Source organism: Microvirga ossetica (assembly GCF_002741015.1).
GTDB classification, from domain to species: domain Bacteria; phylum Pseudomonadota; class Alphaproteobacteria; order Rhizobiales; family Beijerinckiaceae; genus Microvirga; species Microvirga ossetica.
Genome location: NZ_CP016619.1, coordinates 772915 through 790881, shown reverse-complemented (window position 1 = coordinate 790881; position 17967 = coordinate 772915). Strand labels below are relative to the sequence as shown.

The window sequence follows — 17967 nt, the reverse complement described above, 5'->3', positions numbered from 1 at the left end:
GTTGAGCAGAATTGGACAGCGGCTGCCTCCTGGCATTTTCTTAGGCTGAGAGGTCGAAAACGAGGATGCCCTCAAGCCCGCCCTCGGCCGCTCCCACGAGCCTGGCGCCTGTCCGGCGATGGTCCTCGTTGTTCTGGTAGGCCTCCAGGGCGGCCCGGTCATCGAACTCCACGATGAAGCCGTGTCGGAATCCCTTCTCAAGTTTTTCTAGCTCCAGGCTTCGTCCGGAGACAACACCGAGCATGCCAGAGATGCTCGGCTGGAGAGCTTTGATCTCGGCGAACAGGGCCTCGATCTGATGCTCACTGATCTCCTCCCGGAATCGGACAAGTACGGTGTGTCGGATCATGGGGTGAACTCCGGCCGTGCGGTCTTTCCGTGAATGGCTATGCGGTTAGTCGCGCGATTGTCTCCCGGATCGCATCGGTCACCAGGCGATGGTCCTCGAGTTGGGGAAGGCCACTGACGACGACCGCACCGACACAACCGGTCTCTCTGACGAATATCGGAAATCCGCCTCCGGCTGCCGCATAGTCCTGTTCAGACAGCCCGTAGCGCTGCAAGAACGGGCGCCCCTTCACTTCGGCCTCGACCGACATGTAGAGGGAGCTGTGGTGGAAGCGTTGCACGACCGCCCGCTTGCGGCGGATCCACTCTGCATTGTCCGGTGTTGCGCCGGGCAATGCCGCAAAGAACAGTTGCTGCCCGTTCCTGGACACCTCGATCGCGATCGGAAAGGATCCTGCCTCCGCACGCTGGTGGATGGCATTGCCGAGCATCCAGGCGGCATCGGCGCCGAAGGACGGAAACTGCAACTCCCGTTCCTCTGCGAGGAGTGCTTCAAGACTATTGCTGTCGTTCATCGTCGGTCTCCAAGCCATTGAGGCGGATCGTTCTCGCCCTCGAATGCAATCACCTGATCAGGATGGCACGAAAGTCGTTGACGTTGGTCAAGGTGGGTCCGGTCATGACGAGTTGGTCGAGCCTGGAAAAGTACCCGTAGGCGTCGTTGTCCGCCAGGAACGCGGTGGCGTCCAGGGCAGGGTCGGCGGGAGAGGGGCTGCGATGGTCGAACCAGGCGCCTGCGTTGTCCTCGATCCCGTCGATTCCATCGGTGTCGCAGGCGATGGCGGCAACGTTGGGGAACTCCGTCAGTGCGAGGTGCAGGGCCAGGAGGAACTCGGCATTCCGGCCACCGCGACCCTTCCCACGGACCGTGACCGTGGTTTCGCCACCCGAGAGAAGGACGCACGGCTTGATCGCCGGGATGTCGTAGTCACTCACCGACCGCGCGAGCCCCGCGAGCCCCTTGGCCACCTCGCGGGCCTCGCCTTCGATCGCGTCGCCGAGGACCAACGGGTTGAGCCCCATCTCCCTGGCTTTGGCTTCCGCCGCCTTGAGGGCCATCATCGGCGTCGCCAGGACGCGCACGTCGCTGGCCGCGGCCCCAACGGGCAATTCGCAATTCCCGATGATCGCATCCTTCATGGCCGGGGAGATCCCGATTCCGTAGCGGTCGAGAATGGTGAAGACCTCATCGGCATCCTGCGGCTCGGGAATGCTGGGGCCCGAGCCGATGCTGGCCGGATCGTCCCCGGGCACGTCGGAGATGACGTAGGTCACGACCCGGGCCGGCGCGGCCGCCAGGGCCAGGCGGCCGCCCTTGATGCGCGAGAGCGACTTGCGCACCTGGTTCATCTCGTGAATGGGCGCTCCTGACTTGAGGAGCGCCTTGGTGACCTCCTGCTTGTCGGCCAGGCTCACGCCCTTTGCCGGCAACGAGAGCAGGGCGGACGCACCGCCCGAGATCAGGCACACGACCAGGTCGTCAGGGTCCGCGCCGGAAGCCAGTTCCAGGATTCTCTCCGCGGCCTCCACACCGGCCCGATCCGGAACGGGATGCGCGGCTTCGACGATCCCGATCCGCCGCGTGGCCGCGGCGTGACCGTAGCGGGTCACCACGAGACCTTCACAAGGATGCGACCAGGCAGCCTCGAAGGCTTGCGCCATCCGGGCCGACGCCTTGCCCGCGCCAAGCACGATCGTGCGCCCCCTGGGAGGGTCCGGCAGGTTGGCGGCGAACTTGCCATCGGGCAATGCCGCGGCTAGGGCAGCCTCGAACAGGGAGCGGAGTATCCTGATATCGTCAGCCATCGGCACGGCCTCTTCTGTCCGCCACGCCGCCGCGGTGGGGAGGATGGTCTCCAAATCCGCGAACGGCATCATGCATGTCATCGCATCCCGGGCGTCCATCGGGACGCTAGATGCCGTTCAGGGCATTGAACTGGCGCATCCGCGTGATCGCGAGGTCGGGGTCGACGAGGAGGCGGGCCTGGTCGGCCAGCCGGAAGATCTCGGAGTAGTGAAGGATGCCCCGGGCCGACTCCATGCCGCCGACCATCCGGAAATGATCCTGGTAGCCGTTCAGCCAGGCGAGGAACACGACCCCAGCCTTGTAGTACTGGGTCGGCGCCTCGAAGATGCGGCGGGAGAGCGGCACGGTCGGGTCCAGGATGGCATGGTAGCCTGCGCCGTCGCCCTTCGCCAGGCAGTCCATCGCCGCTGCCGCGGCAGGCGCGATCGGGTCGAAGATGCCGAGCAGCGCGTGCGAGTGGTGCGTGCCGTCACCCTCGATTAGGTCGGCGTAATTGAAGTCGTCGCCCGTGTACATCTTCACGCCGTCCGGGAGGAGGGCGCGCATCTTCTCCTCGTAGGAGCGTTCGAGCAGGGAGATCTTGATCCCCTCGACCTTCCCGGGATGGGCGTTGATGAGTTCAAGGCAGTTGGCCATCGCGGTGTCGACCTCGCGGCTGGCCCAGTAGCCCGACAGTTGCGGGTCGAACATTTCGCCGAGCCAGTGAAGAATGACCTTGTCGGAGGCCTGGCGGATGATCCGGTCGTAGACGTAGAGATAATCGTCCTTCGAGCGGGCCACCTTGCAGAGGGCGCGGCTCGCCATGAGGATCGCACGTCCCCCGTAGGCTTCGATGTGGGCCAGTTGCTCCTCGTAGGCCGCGACCACATCGTCCAGGGACTGGACGTCGGCGGGGTTCAGGTGGTCCGTGCCCGCGCCGCAGGCCAGGTCGGCTCCCGGAACCGTCTTGGCTTCAAGCAGCGACCGCTTGATGAGTTCCTTCGCGCCGGACCAGTCGAGACCCATGCCGCGCTGGGAGGTGTCCATGGCCTCCGCGACCTTGAGACCCAATCCCCACAGGTAGTGGCGGAACTTCAGGGTGGCGTCCCAATCGACCTCCGACGACTGCCACGGGTTCCTCTGGGCGATGGGGTCGGCCACGACGTGGGCGGCGGCGTAGACCGTGCGGGGCAATTCGCCCGCGTGGCTGCGCGGGTAAGGCGAAGCTTCGCGAACCCGGTAAGGCTCGAGCGAGCCATCCAAGCGGAGCAAATCAATCTGAGTCATGGCGTTTCAACCTCCCGATCGGGCTGCCGGCGCAGGCCCATCCACGGAGCGTCTTTTAGAACGTTCCAATAAAAACTGGCAAGTGTCAGATTGCCGCTCTAACGGATAAACGATCATTTTTACCTACGGGGAAAAAATTATTTACAGGCTGCACATCATCATGATATGGAACGTTCCAATAGATCTAGGGATGGAAAGGCGGCCCCAATGTCCGGCAAGCGGAGGGCCTCGGCGAGTGTCACCATCATTGACATCGCCCGCGAGGCAGGCGTCTCCAAATCGACGGTTTCCTTGGTGCTCAAGGGCAGCTCCCTTGTGGCGGACGAGACCCGCGACCGGGTGTCGAAGGCGATGTCCAAGCTCGGCTACGTCTACAACCGCGGCGCAGCCAACCTGCGCGGTGCCCAGTCGAGCATCGTCGGCATGGTCATCAATGACCTAGCGAACCCGTTCTTCGCCGAGCTCGCCATCGGGATCGAACGCGTCCTGCGCACGTCGGGCTACATTCCGTTCATTGCCAACACGGCCGAGAGCGTCGTCCGGCAGGCCGAGGTCGTGCGATCGATGCGCGAGCACGGGGCGTCGGGGATTATCCTCTGTCCGGCGCTCGAGACCGAGGGGCGGGAGGTCAACGACCTGCTCGACCTCGGCATGCCGCTCATCCTGGCCATCCGGCGCGTGCCGGGTGCCCGTACATCGCTCGTGGCGTCCGACAACACGGCGGGAGCCGCCCGCATTACGGCGCACCTGATCTCCCTCGGCCACCGCAGGATCGCTTTCCTGGGCGGCATGGAGCCCATGGCCGTGCGCAAGGACCGGATCGCTGGCTTCACCCGCGCTCTCGAGGCGGCAGGACTGCATGCCGATCCCGCGCTCATGCCGGAGTCGATGCCGAGCAAGGACGGCGGGTTCACCGCGATGTCCAACCTGCTCGCCCGCCCGGAGTGGCCCACCGCGGTCGTGTGCTTCAACGACGTCGTGGCGATCGGGGCCATGCTGGCCCTGGGCCGCAAGGGCGTGGTGGTCGGCCGGGACATGGCGATCACCGGCTTCGACGACACGGCAGAGGCCCGGCAGGTCTCCCCGCCGCTCACCACGATCGCGGTCGACGCGGGAGACCTCGGCGAGCGCGCCGCGCAGATGCTGCTGCGCCAGATCGCATCCGGCAGCCGGACGCCGGAAACGTACATCGGCGAGGCTCGCCTGGTCGTCCGCGAGAGTTGCTGCCCGCCACCGAGGGAAAGGAAGATCTCATGACCACGACACTTCGCTGGGGACTGCTCGGAGCGAGTACGATCGCACGGGAATGGATGATCGATGCGATCCGCTCGACGGGCGGCGACGTCGTCTCCGTGATGAGCAGCGATCAGGATCGCGCCGCGGCCTACGCGGAAGCGAACCGCATCCCGCATCCCACGACCGATCTGGATGCGCTGCTCGGCGAGGTCGATGCGGTCTACGTCTCGACCACCAACGAGCTGCATCATGACCAGGTCCTGCGCTCCGCCCGCGCCGGCAAGCATGTCCTGTGCGAAAAGCCACTCGCCCTCACGGTCGGTGAGGCGCGGGACATGGTCGATGCCTGCCGCGCCGCCGGCGTCGTCTTGGGAACCAACCATCATCTCCGCAACGCCGGGACGCATCGCGCCATGCGCGAGGCCATTGCGGCGGGCCGGATCGGGCGTCCGCTCTTCGCGCGGGTCTTTCATGCCGTCTACCTCCCGCCCCACCTGCAAGGCTGGCGCCTCACGAGCCCCGGCGCCGGCGCAGGGGTGGTGCTGGACATCACCGTGCACGACGCGGACACGCTCCGCTTCGTCCTGGCCGACGATCCCGTCGAGGTCACGGCACTGACCCAATCCGCCGGCCTGTCGCAGGGCGACGTGGAGGACGGCGCCATTGGTGCGATCCGGTTCAGGTCCGGCGTGCTCGCCCAATTCCACGACGCCTTCACGACGGCTCACGCCAGGACGGGATTCGAGGTGCACGGCACCGACGGCTCCCTGATCGGAACCGATTGCATGACGCAGAGGGCGATCGGGGACGTCCTGCTGCGGACGGCGTCCGGCGAGGAGCTCCTGCCAATCGACCGCAGCAACCTCTACGAGCGCAGCGTCGCACGCTTTACCGCGGCCGTCGCCGGGGATGGCGAACCCGCCGCGACCGGAGAGGACGGCATCTGGTCCCTCGCCGTCGCAGCGGCCGCCCTCGAGTCCGCCAGGACGTCCCGGGTCGTCGCCATCGATCCCGTTCAATCAACCACGAAGGTCTCGCAATGAGCTTCCCCCGCATCCTCCAGGCCGACGAAGCGGCCGCCCTCATCCCGGATGGCGCCACCGTCACGGTTTCCTCCGCCTCCGGACTCGGATGTCCCGATGCCGTCCTTGCCGCTATCGGCAAGAGGTTCGACGAGACAGGTCATCCGCGCACGCTGACCACGGTCCATCCGATCGCTGCCGGTGACATGTCCGGGATCAAGGGCGTCGACCATCTCGCAAAGCCCGGACTGCTGGCGCGCATCATCGCAGGCTCCTATCCCTCGGGTCCGTCCTCGGCCGAGCCGCCCGCCATCTGGAAGATGATCACCGGCAACGAGATCCCGGCCTACAACATTCCCTCGGGCATCCTGTTCGACATGCACCGCGAGGCCGCGGCGAAGCGCCCGGGCGTGCTCACCAAGGTCGGCAAGGATACCTTCGTCGATCCCTCCCGCGAGGGCTGTGCGATGAACGAACGGGCGGCCGCGGCGCCGATCGTGAATACCGTCGGTTTCGATGGCGACGACTGGCTCTACTTCAAGAGCATCGTGCCCAACGTCGCCATCATCCGCGCGACGACGTCCGACGAGCGCGGGAACCTCTCGTTCGAACATGAGGGCGCCTATCTCGGCCCGATTGAGCAGGCCCTGAGCGTCCGCAACAACGGCGGCCTCGTCATCGCGCAGGTGAAGCGTCTGGTGGAGAGCGGGACGCTCAAGCCCCACGACGTCATGGTGCCCGGCATTCTCGTGGACGTCGTCGTCGTCGCGCCGGATCAGATGCAGACGACCCAGACCGTCTACGATCCGGCCATCTCGGGTGAGATCTTCAGACCCCTCGCGAGCTTTTCCATCCCGGAATTCGACGTCTCGAAGGTGGTCGCGCGCCGGGTTGCGCAGGAGCTGAACTACGGCGATGCCATCAACATCGGTTTCGGCATCTCGGCCAACGTCCCCCGAATCCTCATCGAGGAGGGATGCCACGGCGATGTTACCTGGATGATCGAGCACGGGGCCGTCGGCGGCATCCCCTTGCTCGACTTCAAGTTCGGCTGCTCGTCGAACGCCGAAGCCATCATGCCGTCGCCGTACAACTTCACCTACTTCCAGGGCGGCGGGTTCGACCTCTCGCTCCTGTCGTTCCTTCAGATCGACCGCACCGGATCGGTGAACGTCTCGAAGTTGAGCGCCCGGCCGCATGTCACGGCCGGGGCCGGCGGGTTCGTCGACATCTCGAGCCATGCCAAGCGGATCGTCTTCTCGGGCTTCTATACGGCCGGTGCCAAGTTCGAGATCGTCGACGGCGAGCTCAGGATCCTGAAGGAGGGCAAGGTCGACAAACTCGTCGAGGCCGTCGAGCATGTTTCCTTCTCGGGCCGGCGTGCCATCGAGCAGGGCCAGGACATCACCTACGTGACCGAGCGCTGCGTTCTCAAGCTCACGCCGGATGGGATTGCGGTGGTCGAGATCGCACCTGGCATTGACCTGGATCGGGACGTGCTCGCCCATGCCGCATTCCCCCTGCTCGTGCCGACCGCTCCGAAACCGATGGACGCCGCGCTTTTCCGGCCAGAGCCGTTCGGTCTGCGGGTTCCGACGCGGGACGATACCGCGAAGACCAAGAGGAGGGCAGCATGACAACTCCTTACGTGCGCTTCCAGGTTGACGGTACGGTGGCGACGATCACCCTGGCCCGTGCCGAGAAGCTGAATGCCCTCGACATGCCCATGATCGACGCGCTGATGGACACCGCGAATGCCATCGAGGACAGCCGGGAGATCCGCTGCGCGATCATCACGGGCGAGGGCAAGGCTTTCTGCGCCGGAGGGGACATCGCCGGCTGGGGCGTCCTCGAGCCTCTGGACATGTGGCGGGTGTGGACGCGCCAGGGACATCGTGCCTTCGACCGGTTGGCCCGACTGAGGGTTCCTCTGATCGCCGCGCTCGGCGGTCATGCCCTGGGCGGCGGCCTGGAACTGGCCGCGGCCGCCGACATCCGGGTGGCTGAGCCGCAGATCAAGATCGGCCTTCCCGAAACAGGTCTCGGGATGGTGCCCGGCTGGTCCGGAACGCAGCGCCTGGTACGCCGCTTCGGCTCGCAGGCCGTGCGGCGCCTTTCGCTCACGGGTGTGCTCCTGTCCGGTGAGGAGGCCGAACGACAGGGAATCGTCGATGAGGTCGTACCGCAGGGGAGCGCCCTTTCACGAGCGCATGAGATTGCGGCACGGGTCGCGGAACGTGGACCGATCGCCGTCTCGATCGCCAAGGAACTCATCAACGCTGCGGAAGGCGAGGAGACCGCCGCAGCCGTGGAGGGCATCGCAGGCGCCCTCGTCTCCTACACGTCCGACCTGAAAGAGGGGGTTGCGAGCTTCAGGGAGAAGCGCACCCCATCCTACACGAACACCTGAGGGCCGACCCATGAATGCACCCATCAAACTCGACCGCTCCCGACTGGACGCCGCCCTGGCCAGGATCCCCCGCACTCACGAGCTGCTGATCGACGGGCGCTGGGGCGCGGGACGCGGCGGGGAAACGATCGAACGCATTAGTCCAGCGCACGGCGTTACGGTCTCGACCTATGCCAGGGCCTCGGAACATGAGGCGGATCTGGCGATATCGGCCGCACGCAGCGCATTTGACGGCGGCCCTTGGCCGCGCATGACCGCGGCCGAACGATCCAAGGTCCTTCTCGACGTTGCATCCCTGATCGAGCGCGATGCCGAAGTGATCGCCCTGCTCGATTGCCTGGAATCTGGCAAGCCAATCGCGCAAGCCCGTGGCGAGATCGCAGGCGCCGCCGACATCTGGCGCTATGCCGCTGCCCTGGCGCGGGATCTCCATGGCGAGAGCTTCTCCACGCTCGGTCCGAACAAGCTCGGCGTCGTGGTCCGGGATCCGATCGGTGTCGTCTCCATCATCACGCCATGGAACTTCCCGTTCCTGATCGTCAGCCAGAAGCTGCCCTTCGCGTTGGCCGCGGGTTGCACGGCCGTAGTCAAGCCGAGCGAGCTGACGTCCGCGTCGACGCTTTATCTCGGGAAGCTCCTTCTCGAGGCTGGCCTGCCGGCAGGTGTCGTGAACATCATCGCTGGAACGGGTGCCGACGTAGGCGCCGCGATGACGTCCGATCCCCGTGTCGACATGATCTCGTTCACGGGATCGACACGCGTCGGGAAGAGCGCGATGGCCACGGCGGCGCAGACGTTGAAGAAAGTCTCGATGGAACTGGGTGGGAAAAACCCCCAAATCGTCTTCGCCGATGCGGATCTCGAGGCTGCCCTCGATGCGGCGGTGTTCGGCGCCTACTTCAATGCCGGGGAATGTTGCAATGCCGGAAGCCGGCTGATCATCCAACGGCCGCTTGCCGAGCGCTTCGTCGCAGACCTCCAGCGGAAGGTTCGCGACGTCAAGGTCGGTGATCCGCTCGACGAGGACGTGCGGGTTGGCGCCATCGTCACGCCGGACCATCTCGAGAAGATCGAGGGATATGTCGCCGAGGCCCGCGCGGCCGGTGCCGAGGTCAAGGTCGGCGGGACCCGCCTCGAGCATGAGAGCGGGCAGTTCATGGCCCCGACCATCGTCGACGGCGTCCAGCCGCAGATGACCATTGCGCGGGAAGAGGTGTTCGGCCCGGTGCTGTCGATCCTGACGTTCGAGACCGCCGACGAGGCCGTCGCGATAGCCAACAGCACGGATTATGGACTCTCGGCGGGCGTCTGGAGCCAGGACTTCAACACATGCCTGAACGTCAGCCGTGGCATCCATGCCGGCACCGTATGGATGAACACGTTCATGGACGGCGCCAGCGAGCTTCCCTTCGGTGGGTACAAGCAATCCGGTCTCGGCCGCGAGCTGGGTCGCAGGGCGGTCGACGACTACACCGAAGAGAAGACGCTGCACTTCCACTCGGGCCCGCGGACGGCCTGGTGGGTGCCACGACCTTCAGAAACCTGAAGCGTACGCCGAAACGGATTCGGCTCTAGGGAGGACTGAAATGAAAGCGACTAAAGCATACCTCATCTCGGCAGTATTGCTTGGCTCGAGCGCCCTTGCTGGCGCACCGGCTCTCGCTCAGGAGCGCGTCGACGTCTTGCACTGGTGGACGTCGGGCGGCGAAGCAGCGGCGCTGAACGTGCTCAAGGAGAACCTCAAGAAGCAAGGAGTTGATTGGCAGGATGTTCCCGTCGCAGGGGGCGGCGGCGAGCAGGCCATGACGGTCCTCCGGGCCCGTGTCACCGCAGGCGATCCGCCGACGGCGTCGCAGATGCTCGGCTTCGATGTCCAGGACTGGGCCGCTCAGGGCGTCCTCACCGATCTCAACGCGCTTGCCGCCAAGGAGAACTGGGACAAGAACATTCCCGCCGCCCTCCAGCAGTTCTCGAAGTACAAGGGCACGTGGGTTGCTGCCCCGGTGAACCTGCACTCCACAAACTGGATCTGGATCAACAAGAAGGTGTTTGATGACCTCGGTCTGAAGGCGCCTCAGAACTGGGATGAACTGATTACGGCCCTGGACAAGGTCAAGGCGTCGGGCAAGACGGCCTTGGCACATGGTGGCCAGCCCTGGCAGGATGCCACGATCTTCGACAGCGTCGTGATGGCGACCGGGGGGCCTGAATTCTACAAGAAGGCCTTGATCGACCTCGATCCCGCTGCACTCGGCTCGGATACCATGAAGAAGGTCTTCGAGCGGATGACGAAGCTCCGGAGCTACGTGGATAGCAACTTCTCCGGCCGTGACTGGAACCTGGCCAGCGCCATGGTCATCCGCGGCGATGCCGCCGTCCAGATCATGGGCGATTGGGCCAAGGGTGAGTTCCTCGGCGCCGGAAAGAAGCCGGGGACGGACTTCCTGTGCGCCCGTTTCCCCGGAACGCAAGGCACCGTCATGTTCAACACCGACCAGTTCGCCATGTTCAAGGTCGGAGCCAATCGCCAGGCCGCTCAGCAAAAGATGGCTGCGGCGATCGAGGATCCCACCTTCCAGTCCTCCTTCAACGTCGTAAAAGGCTCGGCTCCCGCCCGGACCGATGTCTCCGATGCCGCCTTCGACGATTGCGGCAAGAAGGCGATTGCCGACGTCAAGGAGGCTGAGGCGAAAGGGACGTTGCTCGGATCGTTGGCCCACGGGCACGCAGCCCGGGCCGCCGTCAAGAACGCCATGTACGACGTCATCACCGGCGAGTTCAACGGCGACTACACCCCGGACCAGGCCGTCAAGGAGCTTGTGTCCGCCGTCGCCAGCGCAAAGCAGTAGGCCAACTGCGCTTCCTAGGTCCCGCAAGTGCGGGACCTAGCCTTCGCCACAGATTGCTTTGAGACGAAAGGCACACGCCATGTCGGTCGCCGCGATTTCGAGTCATACCACGTCAACCGAGCCGCCCCGCACGATGCGTGGGCTTGAAGACTGGCTGCCTCGCTTGGTTCTTGCGCCAAGCTTCGCCGCACTCCTTGTCTTCGTCTACGGCTTCATCCTGTTCACGATCTACCTGTCAACGACCAGCTCGACGCTGCTGCCGGTCTTCGACTTCATAGGGTTCGGCGCATATTCGCGCCTGTTTGCGATCCCCAACTGGACCGTCGCGCTGAAGAACCTTGCGATCTTCGGTTCCCTGTACATCATCCTGTGTTCGGTGATGGGCCTCTTCCTCGCGATCCTCATCGACCAGAAGATCAGGGCCGAAGGATTGCTGCGCCCGATCTTCCTCTACCCGATGGCGCTCTCGTTCATCGTCACGGGGACGGCGTGGAAGTGGTTCCTCGATCCTGGCATCGGCCTCGAACAGACCATGCACGCGCTTGGTTGGACGAGCTTCACGTTCAACTGGATCAAGGACAGCCAAATGGCGATCTATACGATCGTGATCGCAGCGGTCTGGCAGTCATCGGGCTTTATCATGGCGATGTTCCTGGCCGGCCTGCGAGGCATCGACAGCGAGATCATGAAGGCGGCCCAGATCGACGGTGCGTCGACTGTCCAAACGTACCGCCGCATCGTGATTCCACAGCTTCGGCCGGCATTTCTGTCGGCCTTCGTGGTGCTCGCTCACCTGGCCATCAAGTCATTCGATCTCATCATCGCGATGACCAACGGCGGCCCCGGCCGGGCGACCGAAATGCCGTCCACCTTCATGTATTCGTACACCTTCACGCGAAACCAGATGAACATCGGCGCCGCCTCCGCGGTGATCATGCTCATGATGATCTCGTCCATCATCGTTCCCTACCTCTACACCGAGCTGCGGGGAGAAAAGAAATGACCGCACAAGTTGCTACCGTCGCCGACGCTCGCAGTGAAAGCTCGCCGCGATCCCTGTCGAGAGCACTTCTCTACACCGTGCTGATCCTGTTCGCGATCTACTATCTCCTGCCGCTGTTCATCATGGTCGTGAACTCGGTCAAGCCGCTGTCGGAGATCCAGGGCGGCAACATGTTGTCGCTGCCGGCACAATGGACCCTGGAGCCCTGGCAGAAAGCCTGGAACGAAGCCCAGATCGGTGTCCAGGCGACCGGCCTTCAACCGTACTTCCTGAACTCGATCCTGATGGTGGTCCCTGCCGTGGCGATTTCGACCATCCTGGGGGCTCTCAACGGCTACGTGCTCACCAAGTACAGGTTCCCCGGCCACAAGATCGTCTTCGGCTTGATGCTGTTCGCCTGCTTCATCCCCTTCCAGATCGTGCTCATTCCGACGGCACGCATTCTTGGAGCGCTCGGGATCGCCGGCACGATCTACGGCCTGATCCTGGTTCACGTCGTCTATGGGCTAGGGTTCACGACGCTCTACTTCAGGAACTACTACGAGGCCTTCCCGACGGAGCTGGTCCGGGCGGCCCAGGTCGACGGAGCAAGCTTCTTCAAGATCTTCTACCGCATCCTGCTGCCGAGCTCCGGGCCCATCATCGTCGTGACGGTGATCTGGCAGTTCACGAACGTCTGGAACGACTTCCTGTTCGGCGCTTCGTTCTCCGGTCCGAACGCCATGCCCATCACGGTGGCTCTTAACAACCTCGTGAATTCATCCACGGGGGTCAAGGAATACAACGTCCACTTTGCAGGAGCGCTTCTGGCGGCCCTGCCCACACTCATCGTCTACATCGTCGCCGGCCGGTTCTTCGTGCGCGGCCTGATGTCCGGCGCTGTCAAAGGCTAAAGGGAGGGATTGTTATGGCATTTCTGGAAATCAATCGCCTTGAGAAGTCCTATGGTTCCATGTCGGTGCTCAAGGGCATCAATCTGGCCATGGAGGAGGGTGGTTTCTTGGTTCTCGTCGGACCGTCGGGCTGCGGCAAGTCCACGTTGCTGAACACGATCGCCGGACTGGAAAGCATCAGCAGCGGCGAGATCAAGATCGACGGCCGCCGCGTGAACGACCGCCGTCCATCCGAGCGCGACATCGCCATGGTGTTTCAATCGTACGCGCTGTATCCCAACATGACCGTTGCCCAGAACATTGCGTTCGGCCTGGAAATGCGCAAGGTGCCGAAACCCGAACGGGACAAGGCCGTGGCCGAGGTGGCGGAAACGTTGCAGATAGGCCACCTTCTCAACCGCAAGCCGAGCCAGCTCTCCGGCGGTCAGCGCCAGCGCGTCGCCATGGGCCGGGCCCTTGTGCGCAAGCCGAAGCTGTTTCTCTTCGACGAGCCGTTGTCCAATCTCGACGCGAAGCTCCGCGTGGACATGCGGACCGAAATCAAACGTCTACACAATAGCCTTGGCACCACCATCGTCTACGTCACGCACGACCAGATCGAGGCGATGACATTGGCGACGAAGATCGCGGTGCTGAAGGACGGCCATCTCCAGCAGTTCGGGACGCCGGCCGAGATCTACAATGATCCCGTCAACACGTTCGTCGCCGACTTCATGGGATCGCCCCCCATGAACCTCGTCCCCGGTGAACTCGTGAAATCCGGCAATGCCTATGCGGTCTCGATCGAGCGCGATGGAACGGCACCGGTCATTTTGCCCATCGCCAACGATCGCACACCCGTCTCACCCGCTGGGCACAAGGTCGTTCTTGGAATTCGTCCCGAAGCCATCACGGACGTGGACGGCGCCGACCGCAACGCCAAGAATGTGATCCGTGTGAGCTGCCGGACAGAGGTGGTTGAGCCAGCCGGCTCGGACACGTTTGTCGTCACGCGACTTGGCGGCAAGGACGTGGTGGCCCGCATGCGCTCGGACGCGGCCGTGAAGCTGCATTCCACGACAGACTTTGCGTACAATATGGATCGGGCCGTTCTGTTTGATCCTGCCTCGGGCAATCGGGTGGCATGATGCGTGAGCAATCGGCCGATATCCTGATCATCGGGTCCGGGATCGGTGGGGCCTGCATGGCTGCGGGCCTCAGCACAAGCGGCGCATCGGTGGTCATTCTCGAACGTGGCGAGCAGTTGCCGCATTCCTCTCATGCGAGGAACACCCGGTCGATTTTCATCGAGGAGCATTACCGTCCCAAGGAGATGTGGCGGGATGCGGCAGGGCTGGAGTTCAACCCCGGCAATTACTATTACGTCGGCGGGAACTCGAAGTTCTACGGGGCCGTGATGCTCCGGTACCGCGAGCGGGATTTCGAGGCTCTCGAGCATGCCGACGGGGTCTCGCCAGGATGGCCGATCAGCTACCGGGACCTGGAGCCTTGGTACTGCGCCGCGGAGCAACTTTTCCAAGTCCGGGGTGCGCTGGGACAGGATCCGACGGAGCCGGCTCACTCCTCACCGTATCCGTATCCACCCGTTCCCGATGAGCCGGCGATCGCATCAGCCCGTGAACGGTTGCGCAAGGTGGGACTGCATCCGTTCTCGCTCCCGCTCGCCATTGATATCGACCGATGGCTGTCACATGCCAAGACACCCTGGGATGCCTACCCTGATACACGGACGGGAAAGCTCGACGCCGAGACGGCCGCGCTGGCAGTTGCACTTGAGCAGCCGTCCGTCAGCTTGGTGACTGGCGCGATGGTCGAGCGCCTGATCCTGGACAGCGACGGCCACCGCATTGCCGGGGCGGAGTACCTCAGGAATGGCGAACGGTTCGTGATCCGCGCCAGCATCGTGGTCCTATCCGCGGGTGCTATCAACTCGGCCGCGATCCTTCTCAGGTCGGGTGCCGAGCGCCACCCGGGCGGCCTCGCCAATCGATCCGGGGTCGTCGGCCGCCATTTCATGAACCACAACGCGACCGCGATGCTGACGGTGGATCCGCGGAAGAGGAACGACTCGGTCTATCAGAAGACCATCGGTCTCAACGATTTCTACTTCGACGATGGCCGCGGCGGCCCGCCTCTCGGGAATGTCCAGCTCCTGGGCAGGATCTCGGCTCCCGTCCTCAAGGCGAGCCTGAGATGGGCACCGGACTTCGTGCTCGAGCGGCTCGCCCGCCACAGCGTCGACTGGTACCTGATGAGCGAGGACCTGCCCGACCCCGAAAGCCAAGTCAAGATTGATGGGAAATCGATCGTCCTGGGATGGAAGCGAACGAACATGACGGCGCATCGCGGACTCATACGTCGGATGAAGGAAGTCTTCCGCGCGGCCGGTTACCCGATCGTTCTTGCGAGGGCGTTCGACAAGCGGACGCCTTCGCACCAGTGCGGCACCGTCCGGTTCGGGGATGACCCTGCCCGATCCGCGCTCGATCCGTTCTGCCGCGCGCACGACCATCCCAACCTGTTCGTCGTCGATGCGGGCTTCATGCCGTCCTCGGCGGCCGTGAATCCCTCCCTGACCGTGGCGGCTCAGGCCCTGCGGGTTGCCGACCACATCCAAGCCACAAGGTTCGCAGCATGAGCACTCGCCCCGTCGCCCTCGTTACCGGCTCCAGCCGAGGCATCGGCCTCGCCATCGCGCGCAAGCTCGCGATGGATGGATTCGATCTCATCATCACGGGCACCGCCGCCGATGAACCGGATCACACCCTCGGGGACCTCCGGCAGTACGGCGGCAAGGCCTCCTATCTGTCCGGAGACATCAGCGACCTTCGGGTTCACGACAGATGGACCGATTGGATCCGGGACAACACGGGCCGAATCGACTGCCTGGTGAACAATGCCGGCATCGGAGCGGTCGTCCGCGGCGACTTCCTGGACCTGCTGCCGGAGAACTTCGATCGCGTGATCGGGGTCAATCTTCGCGGCACCGTGTTCCTGACCCGGGCGGTCCTCAAGGTGATGCTGGAGCAATCGCGCGGGGACGGACCGCGGTCGATCATCAACGTGACCTCCGTCAGCGCGTCGCATGCCTCGCCGGAACGCCTCGACTATTGCATCTCGAAGGCCGGCCTCGCGATGTGGGGCCAGGGACTTGCCCTCAGGCTTGCGGCCGACGGCATCGGGGTCTTCGACGTGCGACCGGGCATCATCCGGACCGACATGACGGCCGGTGTGACCGGGAAATACGATCGCCTGATTGCCGACGGCCTCGTGCCGGCACGCAGATGGGGCGAGGGCGAGGATGTGGCGAATGTCGTGGCGTCGCTCGCATCGGGCACCTTCGCCTTCGCCACCGGAAGCGTCATCGACGTGGATGGCGGCCTGAGCATCGCACGCCTTTGACCGGACTGACCATGCGGGTCCCTTCCGGTGCGGCGGGGACATGCCGGAACCAGCGCCACCGTTGGGATAGTGGAAGATCACAATGACATACGATTACATCATCGTTGGCGGGGGACCGGCGGGATGCGTGCTCGCCAACCGGCTCTCGGCCGATCCGGGCGTCAAGGTGCTCCTGATCGAGGCCGGCAGCACGGACTGGAACCCGTTGTTCCACATGCCGGCGGGCTTCGCCAAGATGACGAAGGGCATTGCCAGTTGGGGCTGGTCGACTGTCCCGCAACGGCACCTCGGCGGGCGCGTGCTGCGCTACACGCAGGCCAAGGTGATCGGCGGCGGGTCGTCGATCAACGCCCAGGTCTACACCCGGGGCAACCGGCTCGACTACGACCGCTGGGCCCAGCAAGGCAACTGCGCGGGCTGGAGCTACGCCGACGTCCTGCCGTACTTCAAGCGGGCCGAGGACAACCAGCGCTATTCCGATGAGTTTCACGGGACCGGAGGACCGCTCGGCGTCTCCGTACCCGTGAACCCGCTTCCGATCAGCGAGGCCTTCATCCGGGCAGCACAGGAGTACGGCATCCCGTACAACGCGGATTTCAACGGCGCCACGCAGGACGGTATCGGGCATTACCAGGTGACCGTCCGAAACGCCCGGCGATCGTCCGCGGCTTCCGCCTATCTCAGGCCCATTCGGGAACGGGCGAACCTCACGGTGCGGACCGGCGTGGCCGTCAAGCGGATCATCCTGGAGGGCCGACGCGCCGTCGGGATCGAGCTAGCCTCGGCGGACGGCGCCAGCTCCGAGATCCGCTGCGATCGCGAACTCGTGCTGTCATCGGGCGCCATTGGCTCGCCCCGGCTCCTGATGCTCTCCGGCATCGGTCCGGCCGACCACTTGAAATCGGTCGGCATCAAGGTGCTCCACGACCTGCCGGGCGTCGGATCCAACCTCCAGGACCACCTGGATCTCTATGCGATCTGCGAATGCACCGGGGACTACACCTACGACTCGTATGCGAAGCTGCACAAGACGGTGTGGGCCGGCCTGCAATACCTCCTGTTCGGTCGCGGGCCGGTGGCGTCGACGTTGTTCGAGACCGGGGGCTTCTGGTACGCGGACCGGGCTGCCCCGTCACCGGACATCCAGTTCCACCTCGGACTGGGATCCGGGATCGAGGCCGGGGTTGAGAAGCTGCGCAACGCCGGCGTGACGTTGAACTCCGCCTTCCTGCGGCCACGGTCGCGGGGAACCGTCCGCCTCGGGACAGCCGACTTCATGGCGATGCCCCTGATCGATCCCAACTACTGGGAGGACCCGTACGATCGAGCCATGTCGCTCGAGGGCCTGCGCACGGCCCGGGAGATCATGCGCCAGCCGGCCCTCAAGCCGTTCATCCTGGCGGAGCGGATGCCGGGGCTGGACAAGACCTCCGAGGACGATCTCGTCCGGTACGCCTTTGCCACCTGCAAGACCGACCACCATCCCTGCGGCACCTGCAAGATGGGAACCGACGAGATGGCCGTCGTCGATCCTGACCTGAAGGTGCATGGTCTCGAGGGTTTGCGGGTCTGCGATGCCTCGATCATGCCCTTCGTGACATCGTCCAACACCAATGCGCCGACGATCATGATCGGCGAGAAGGCGGCGGACCACATCCTGGGCAGGATGCTGCTGCCGCCGGCATCGGCTCGGCCTGCCATGTCCAGAACCCTCGCCTCATAGGAGCGACC

At 64.4% G+C, this 17967-nt stretch carries 16 protein-coding genes; 12 read left to right on the top strand and 4 right to left on the bottom strand.

Annotated elements, in window-relative coordinates:
* Positions 1 to 40: 40 nt before the first annotated feature.
* The 4 genes from BB934_RS41965 to BB934_RS41950 all read right to left on the bottom strand — a co-directional run bounded on the left by BB934_RS41965 (position 41) and on the right by BB934_RS41950 (position 3421).
* On the bottom strand, positions 41 to 349 hold the full coding sequence (locus BB934_RS41965; RefSeq protein WP_099515484.1) for a Dabb family protein: 309 nt from the start codon (positions 347 to 349) through the stop codon (positions 41 to 43).
* A 37-nt stretch (positions 350 to 386) separates the two neighbouring features.
* Positions 387 to 863, bottom strand: a complete 477-nt coding sequence (locus BB934_RS41960; RefSeq protein WP_099515483.1) for a heme-degrading domain-containing protein — start codon at positions 861 to 863, stop codon at positions 387 to 389.
* 49 nt (positions 864 to 912) lie between these two features.
* Positions 913 to 2154, bottom strand: coding sequence for a glycerate kinase type-2 family protein (locus tag BB934_RS41955; protein WP_099515677.1), 1242 nt, complete (start codon positions 2152 to 2154; stop codon positions 913 to 915).
* 106 nt (positions 2155 to 2260) lie between these two features.
* Entirely contained in the window at positions 2261 to 3421 is a 1161-nt protein-coding gene (locus tag BB934_RS41950; protein WP_099515482.1) for a dihydrodipicolinate synthase family protein, read from the bottom strand.
* 207 nt (positions 3422 to 3628) lie between these two features.
* On the opposite strand from BB934_RS41950, the gene BB934_RS41945 reads away from it, so the two are divergent.
* The 12 genes from BB934_RS41945 (at position 3629) to BB934_RS41890 (ending at position 17959) form a co-directional block, all read left to right on the top strand.
* Positions 3629 to 4678 carry a LacI family DNA-binding transcriptional regulator gene (locus BB934_RS41945; RefSeq protein ID WP_099515481.1) on the top strand — a complete coding sequence of 350 codons (1050 nt, stop codon included), beginning with the start codon at positions 3629 to 3631 and terminating at the stop codon, positions 4676 to 4678.
* On the top strand, positions 4675 to 5700 hold the full coding sequence (locus tag BB934_RS41940; protein ID WP_099515480.1) for a Gfo/Idh/MocA family protein: 1026 nt from the start codon (positions 4675 to 4677) through the stop codon (positions 5698 to 5700). The genes BB934_RS41945 and BB934_RS41940 overlap by 4 nt, the downstream gene beginning before the upstream one ends.
* A complete protein-coding gene (locus tag BB934_RS41935) occupies positions 5697 to 7316 on the top strand; it encodes an acyl CoA:acetate/3-ketoacid CoA transferase (protein ID WP_099515479.1) in 1620 nt (539 codons plus the stop codon). Before BB934_RS41940 ends, BB934_RS41935 begins: the two co-directional genes overlap by 4 nt.
* A complete protein-coding gene (locus BB934_RS41930) occupies positions 7313 to 8089 on the top strand; it encodes an enoyl-CoA hydratase/isomerase family protein (RefSeq protein ID WP_099515478.1) in 777 nt (258 codons plus the stop codon). Before BB934_RS41935 ends, BB934_RS41930 begins: the two co-directional genes overlap by 4 nt.
* Positions 8090 to 8099: 10 nt before the next feature.
* Positions 8100 to 9635, top strand: coding sequence for an aldehyde dehydrogenase family protein (locus BB934_RS41925; RefSeq protein WP_099515477.1), 1536 nt, complete (start codon positions 8100 to 8102; stop codon positions 9633 to 9635).
* A 40-nt stretch (positions 9636 to 9675) separates the two neighbouring features.
* Positions 9676 to 10938, top strand: a complete 1263-nt coding sequence (locus tag BB934_RS41920) for an ABC transporter substrate-binding protein (RefSeq protein ID WP_099515476.1) — start codon at positions 9676 to 9678, stop codon at positions 10936 to 10938.
* A 133-nt stretch (positions 10939 to 11071) separates the two neighbouring features.
* The gene (locus BB934_RS41915; protein WP_099515676.1) at positions 11072 to 11941 is read left to right on the top strand and encodes a carbohydrate ABC transporter permease; all 870 of its coding nucleotides are present in this window, start codon (positions 11072 to 11074) and stop codon (positions 11939 to 11941) included.
* Positions 11938 to 12834, top strand: coding sequence for a carbohydrate ABC transporter permease (locus tag BB934_RS41910; RefSeq protein ID WP_099515475.1), 897 nt, complete (start codon positions 11938 to 11940; stop codon positions 12832 to 12834). The genes BB934_RS41915 and BB934_RS41910 overlap by 4 nt, the downstream gene beginning before the upstream one ends.
* 14 nt (positions 12835 to 12848) lie before the next feature.
* On the top strand, positions 12849 to 13961 hold the full coding sequence (locus BB934_RS41905) for an ABC transporter ATP-binding protein (RefSeq protein ID WP_099515474.1): 1113 nt from the start codon (positions 12849 to 12851) through the stop codon (positions 13959 to 13961).
* The gene (locus BB934_RS41900; protein WP_237050680.1) at positions 13958 to 15472 is read left to right on the top strand and encodes an FAD-dependent oxidoreductase; all 1515 of its coding nucleotides are present in this window, start codon (positions 13958 to 13960) and stop codon (positions 15470 to 15472) included. Before BB934_RS41905 ends, BB934_RS41900 begins: the two co-directional genes overlap by 4 nt.
* On the top strand, positions 15469 to 16236 hold the full coding sequence (locus tag BB934_RS41895) for a 3-ketoacyl-ACP reductase (RefSeq protein WP_099515473.1): 768 nt from the start codon (positions 15469 to 15471) through the stop codon (positions 16234 to 16236). Before BB934_RS41900 ends, BB934_RS41895 begins: the two co-directional genes overlap by 4 nt.
* 82 nt (positions 16237 to 16318) lie before the next feature.
* Positions 16319 to 17959: a GMC family oxidoreductase gene (locus tag BB934_RS41890; protein WP_099515472.1), complete on the top strand. Its 1641-nt coding sequence runs from the start codon at positions 16319 to 16321 to the stop codon at positions 17957 to 17959.
* Positions 17960 to 17967 lie beyond the last annotated feature (8 nt).

Excerpts from the sequence above, each read along its gene's own strand:
- BB934_RS41950 (WP_099515482.1), bottom strand. The coding sequence starts at position 3,421 with ATGACTCAGATTGATTTGCTCCGCTTGGATGGCTCGCTCGAGCCTTAC.
- BB934_RS41920 (WP_099515476.1), top strand. The coding sequence starts at position 9,676 with ATGAAAGCGACTAAAGCATACCTCATCTCGGCAGTATTGCTTGGCTCG.
- BB934_RS41905 (WP_099515474.1), top strand. The coding sequence starts at position 12,849 with ATGGCATTTCTGGAAATCAATCGCCTTGAGAAGTCCTATGGTTCCATG.
- BB934_RS41945 (WP_099515481.1), top strand. The coding sequence starts at position 3,629 with ATGTCCGGCAAGCGGAGGGCCTCGGCGAGTGTCACCATCATTGACATC.
- BB934_RS41900 (WP_237050680.1), top strand. The coding sequence starts at position 13,958 with ATGATGCGTGAGCAATCGGCCGATATCCTGATCATCGGGTCCGGGATC.
- BB934_RS41910 (WP_099515475.1), top strand. The coding sequence starts at position 11,938 with ATGACCGCACAAGTTGCTACCGTCGCCGACGCTCGCAGTGAAAGCTCG.
- BB934_RS41925 (WP_099515477.1), top strand. The coding sequence starts at position 8,100 with ATGAATGCACCCATCAAACTCGACCGCTCCCGACTGGACGCCGCCCTG.
- BB934_RS41940 (WP_099515480.1), top strand. The coding sequence starts at position 4,675 with ATGACCACGACACTTCGCTGGGGACTGCTCGGAGCGAGTACGATCGCA.
- BB934_RS41895 (WP_099515473.1), top strand. The coding sequence starts at position 15,469 with ATGAGCACTCGCCCCGTCGCCCTCGTTACCGGCTCCAGCCGAGGCATC.
- BB934_RS41965 (WP_099515484.1), bottom strand. The coding sequence starts at position 349 with ATGATCCGACACACCGTACTTGTCCGATTCCGGGAGGAGATCAGTGAG.
- BB934_RS41915 (WP_099515676.1), top strand. The coding sequence starts at position 11,072 with ATGCGTGGGCTTGAAGACTGGCTGCCTCGCTTGGTTCTTGCGCCAAGC.
- BB934_RS41890 (WP_099515472.1), top strand. The coding sequence starts at position 16,319 with ATGACATACGATTACATCATCGTTGGCGGGGGACCGGCGGGATGCGTG.
- BB934_RS41930 (WP_099515478.1), top strand. The coding sequence starts at position 7,313 with ATGACAACTCCTTACGTGCGCTTCCAGGTTGACGGTACGGTGGCGACG.
- BB934_RS41960 (WP_099515483.1), bottom strand. The coding sequence starts at position 863 with ATGAACGACAGCAATAGTCTTGAAGCACTCCTCGCAGAGGAACGGGAG.
- BB934_RS41955 (WP_099515677.1), bottom strand. The coding sequence starts at position 2,154 with ATGGCTGACGATATCAGGATACTCCGCTCCCTGTTCGAGGCTGCCCTA.
- BB934_RS41935 (WP_099515479.1), top strand. The coding sequence starts at position 5,697 with ATGAGCTTCCCCCGCATCCTCCAGGCCGACGAAGCGGCCGCCCTCATC.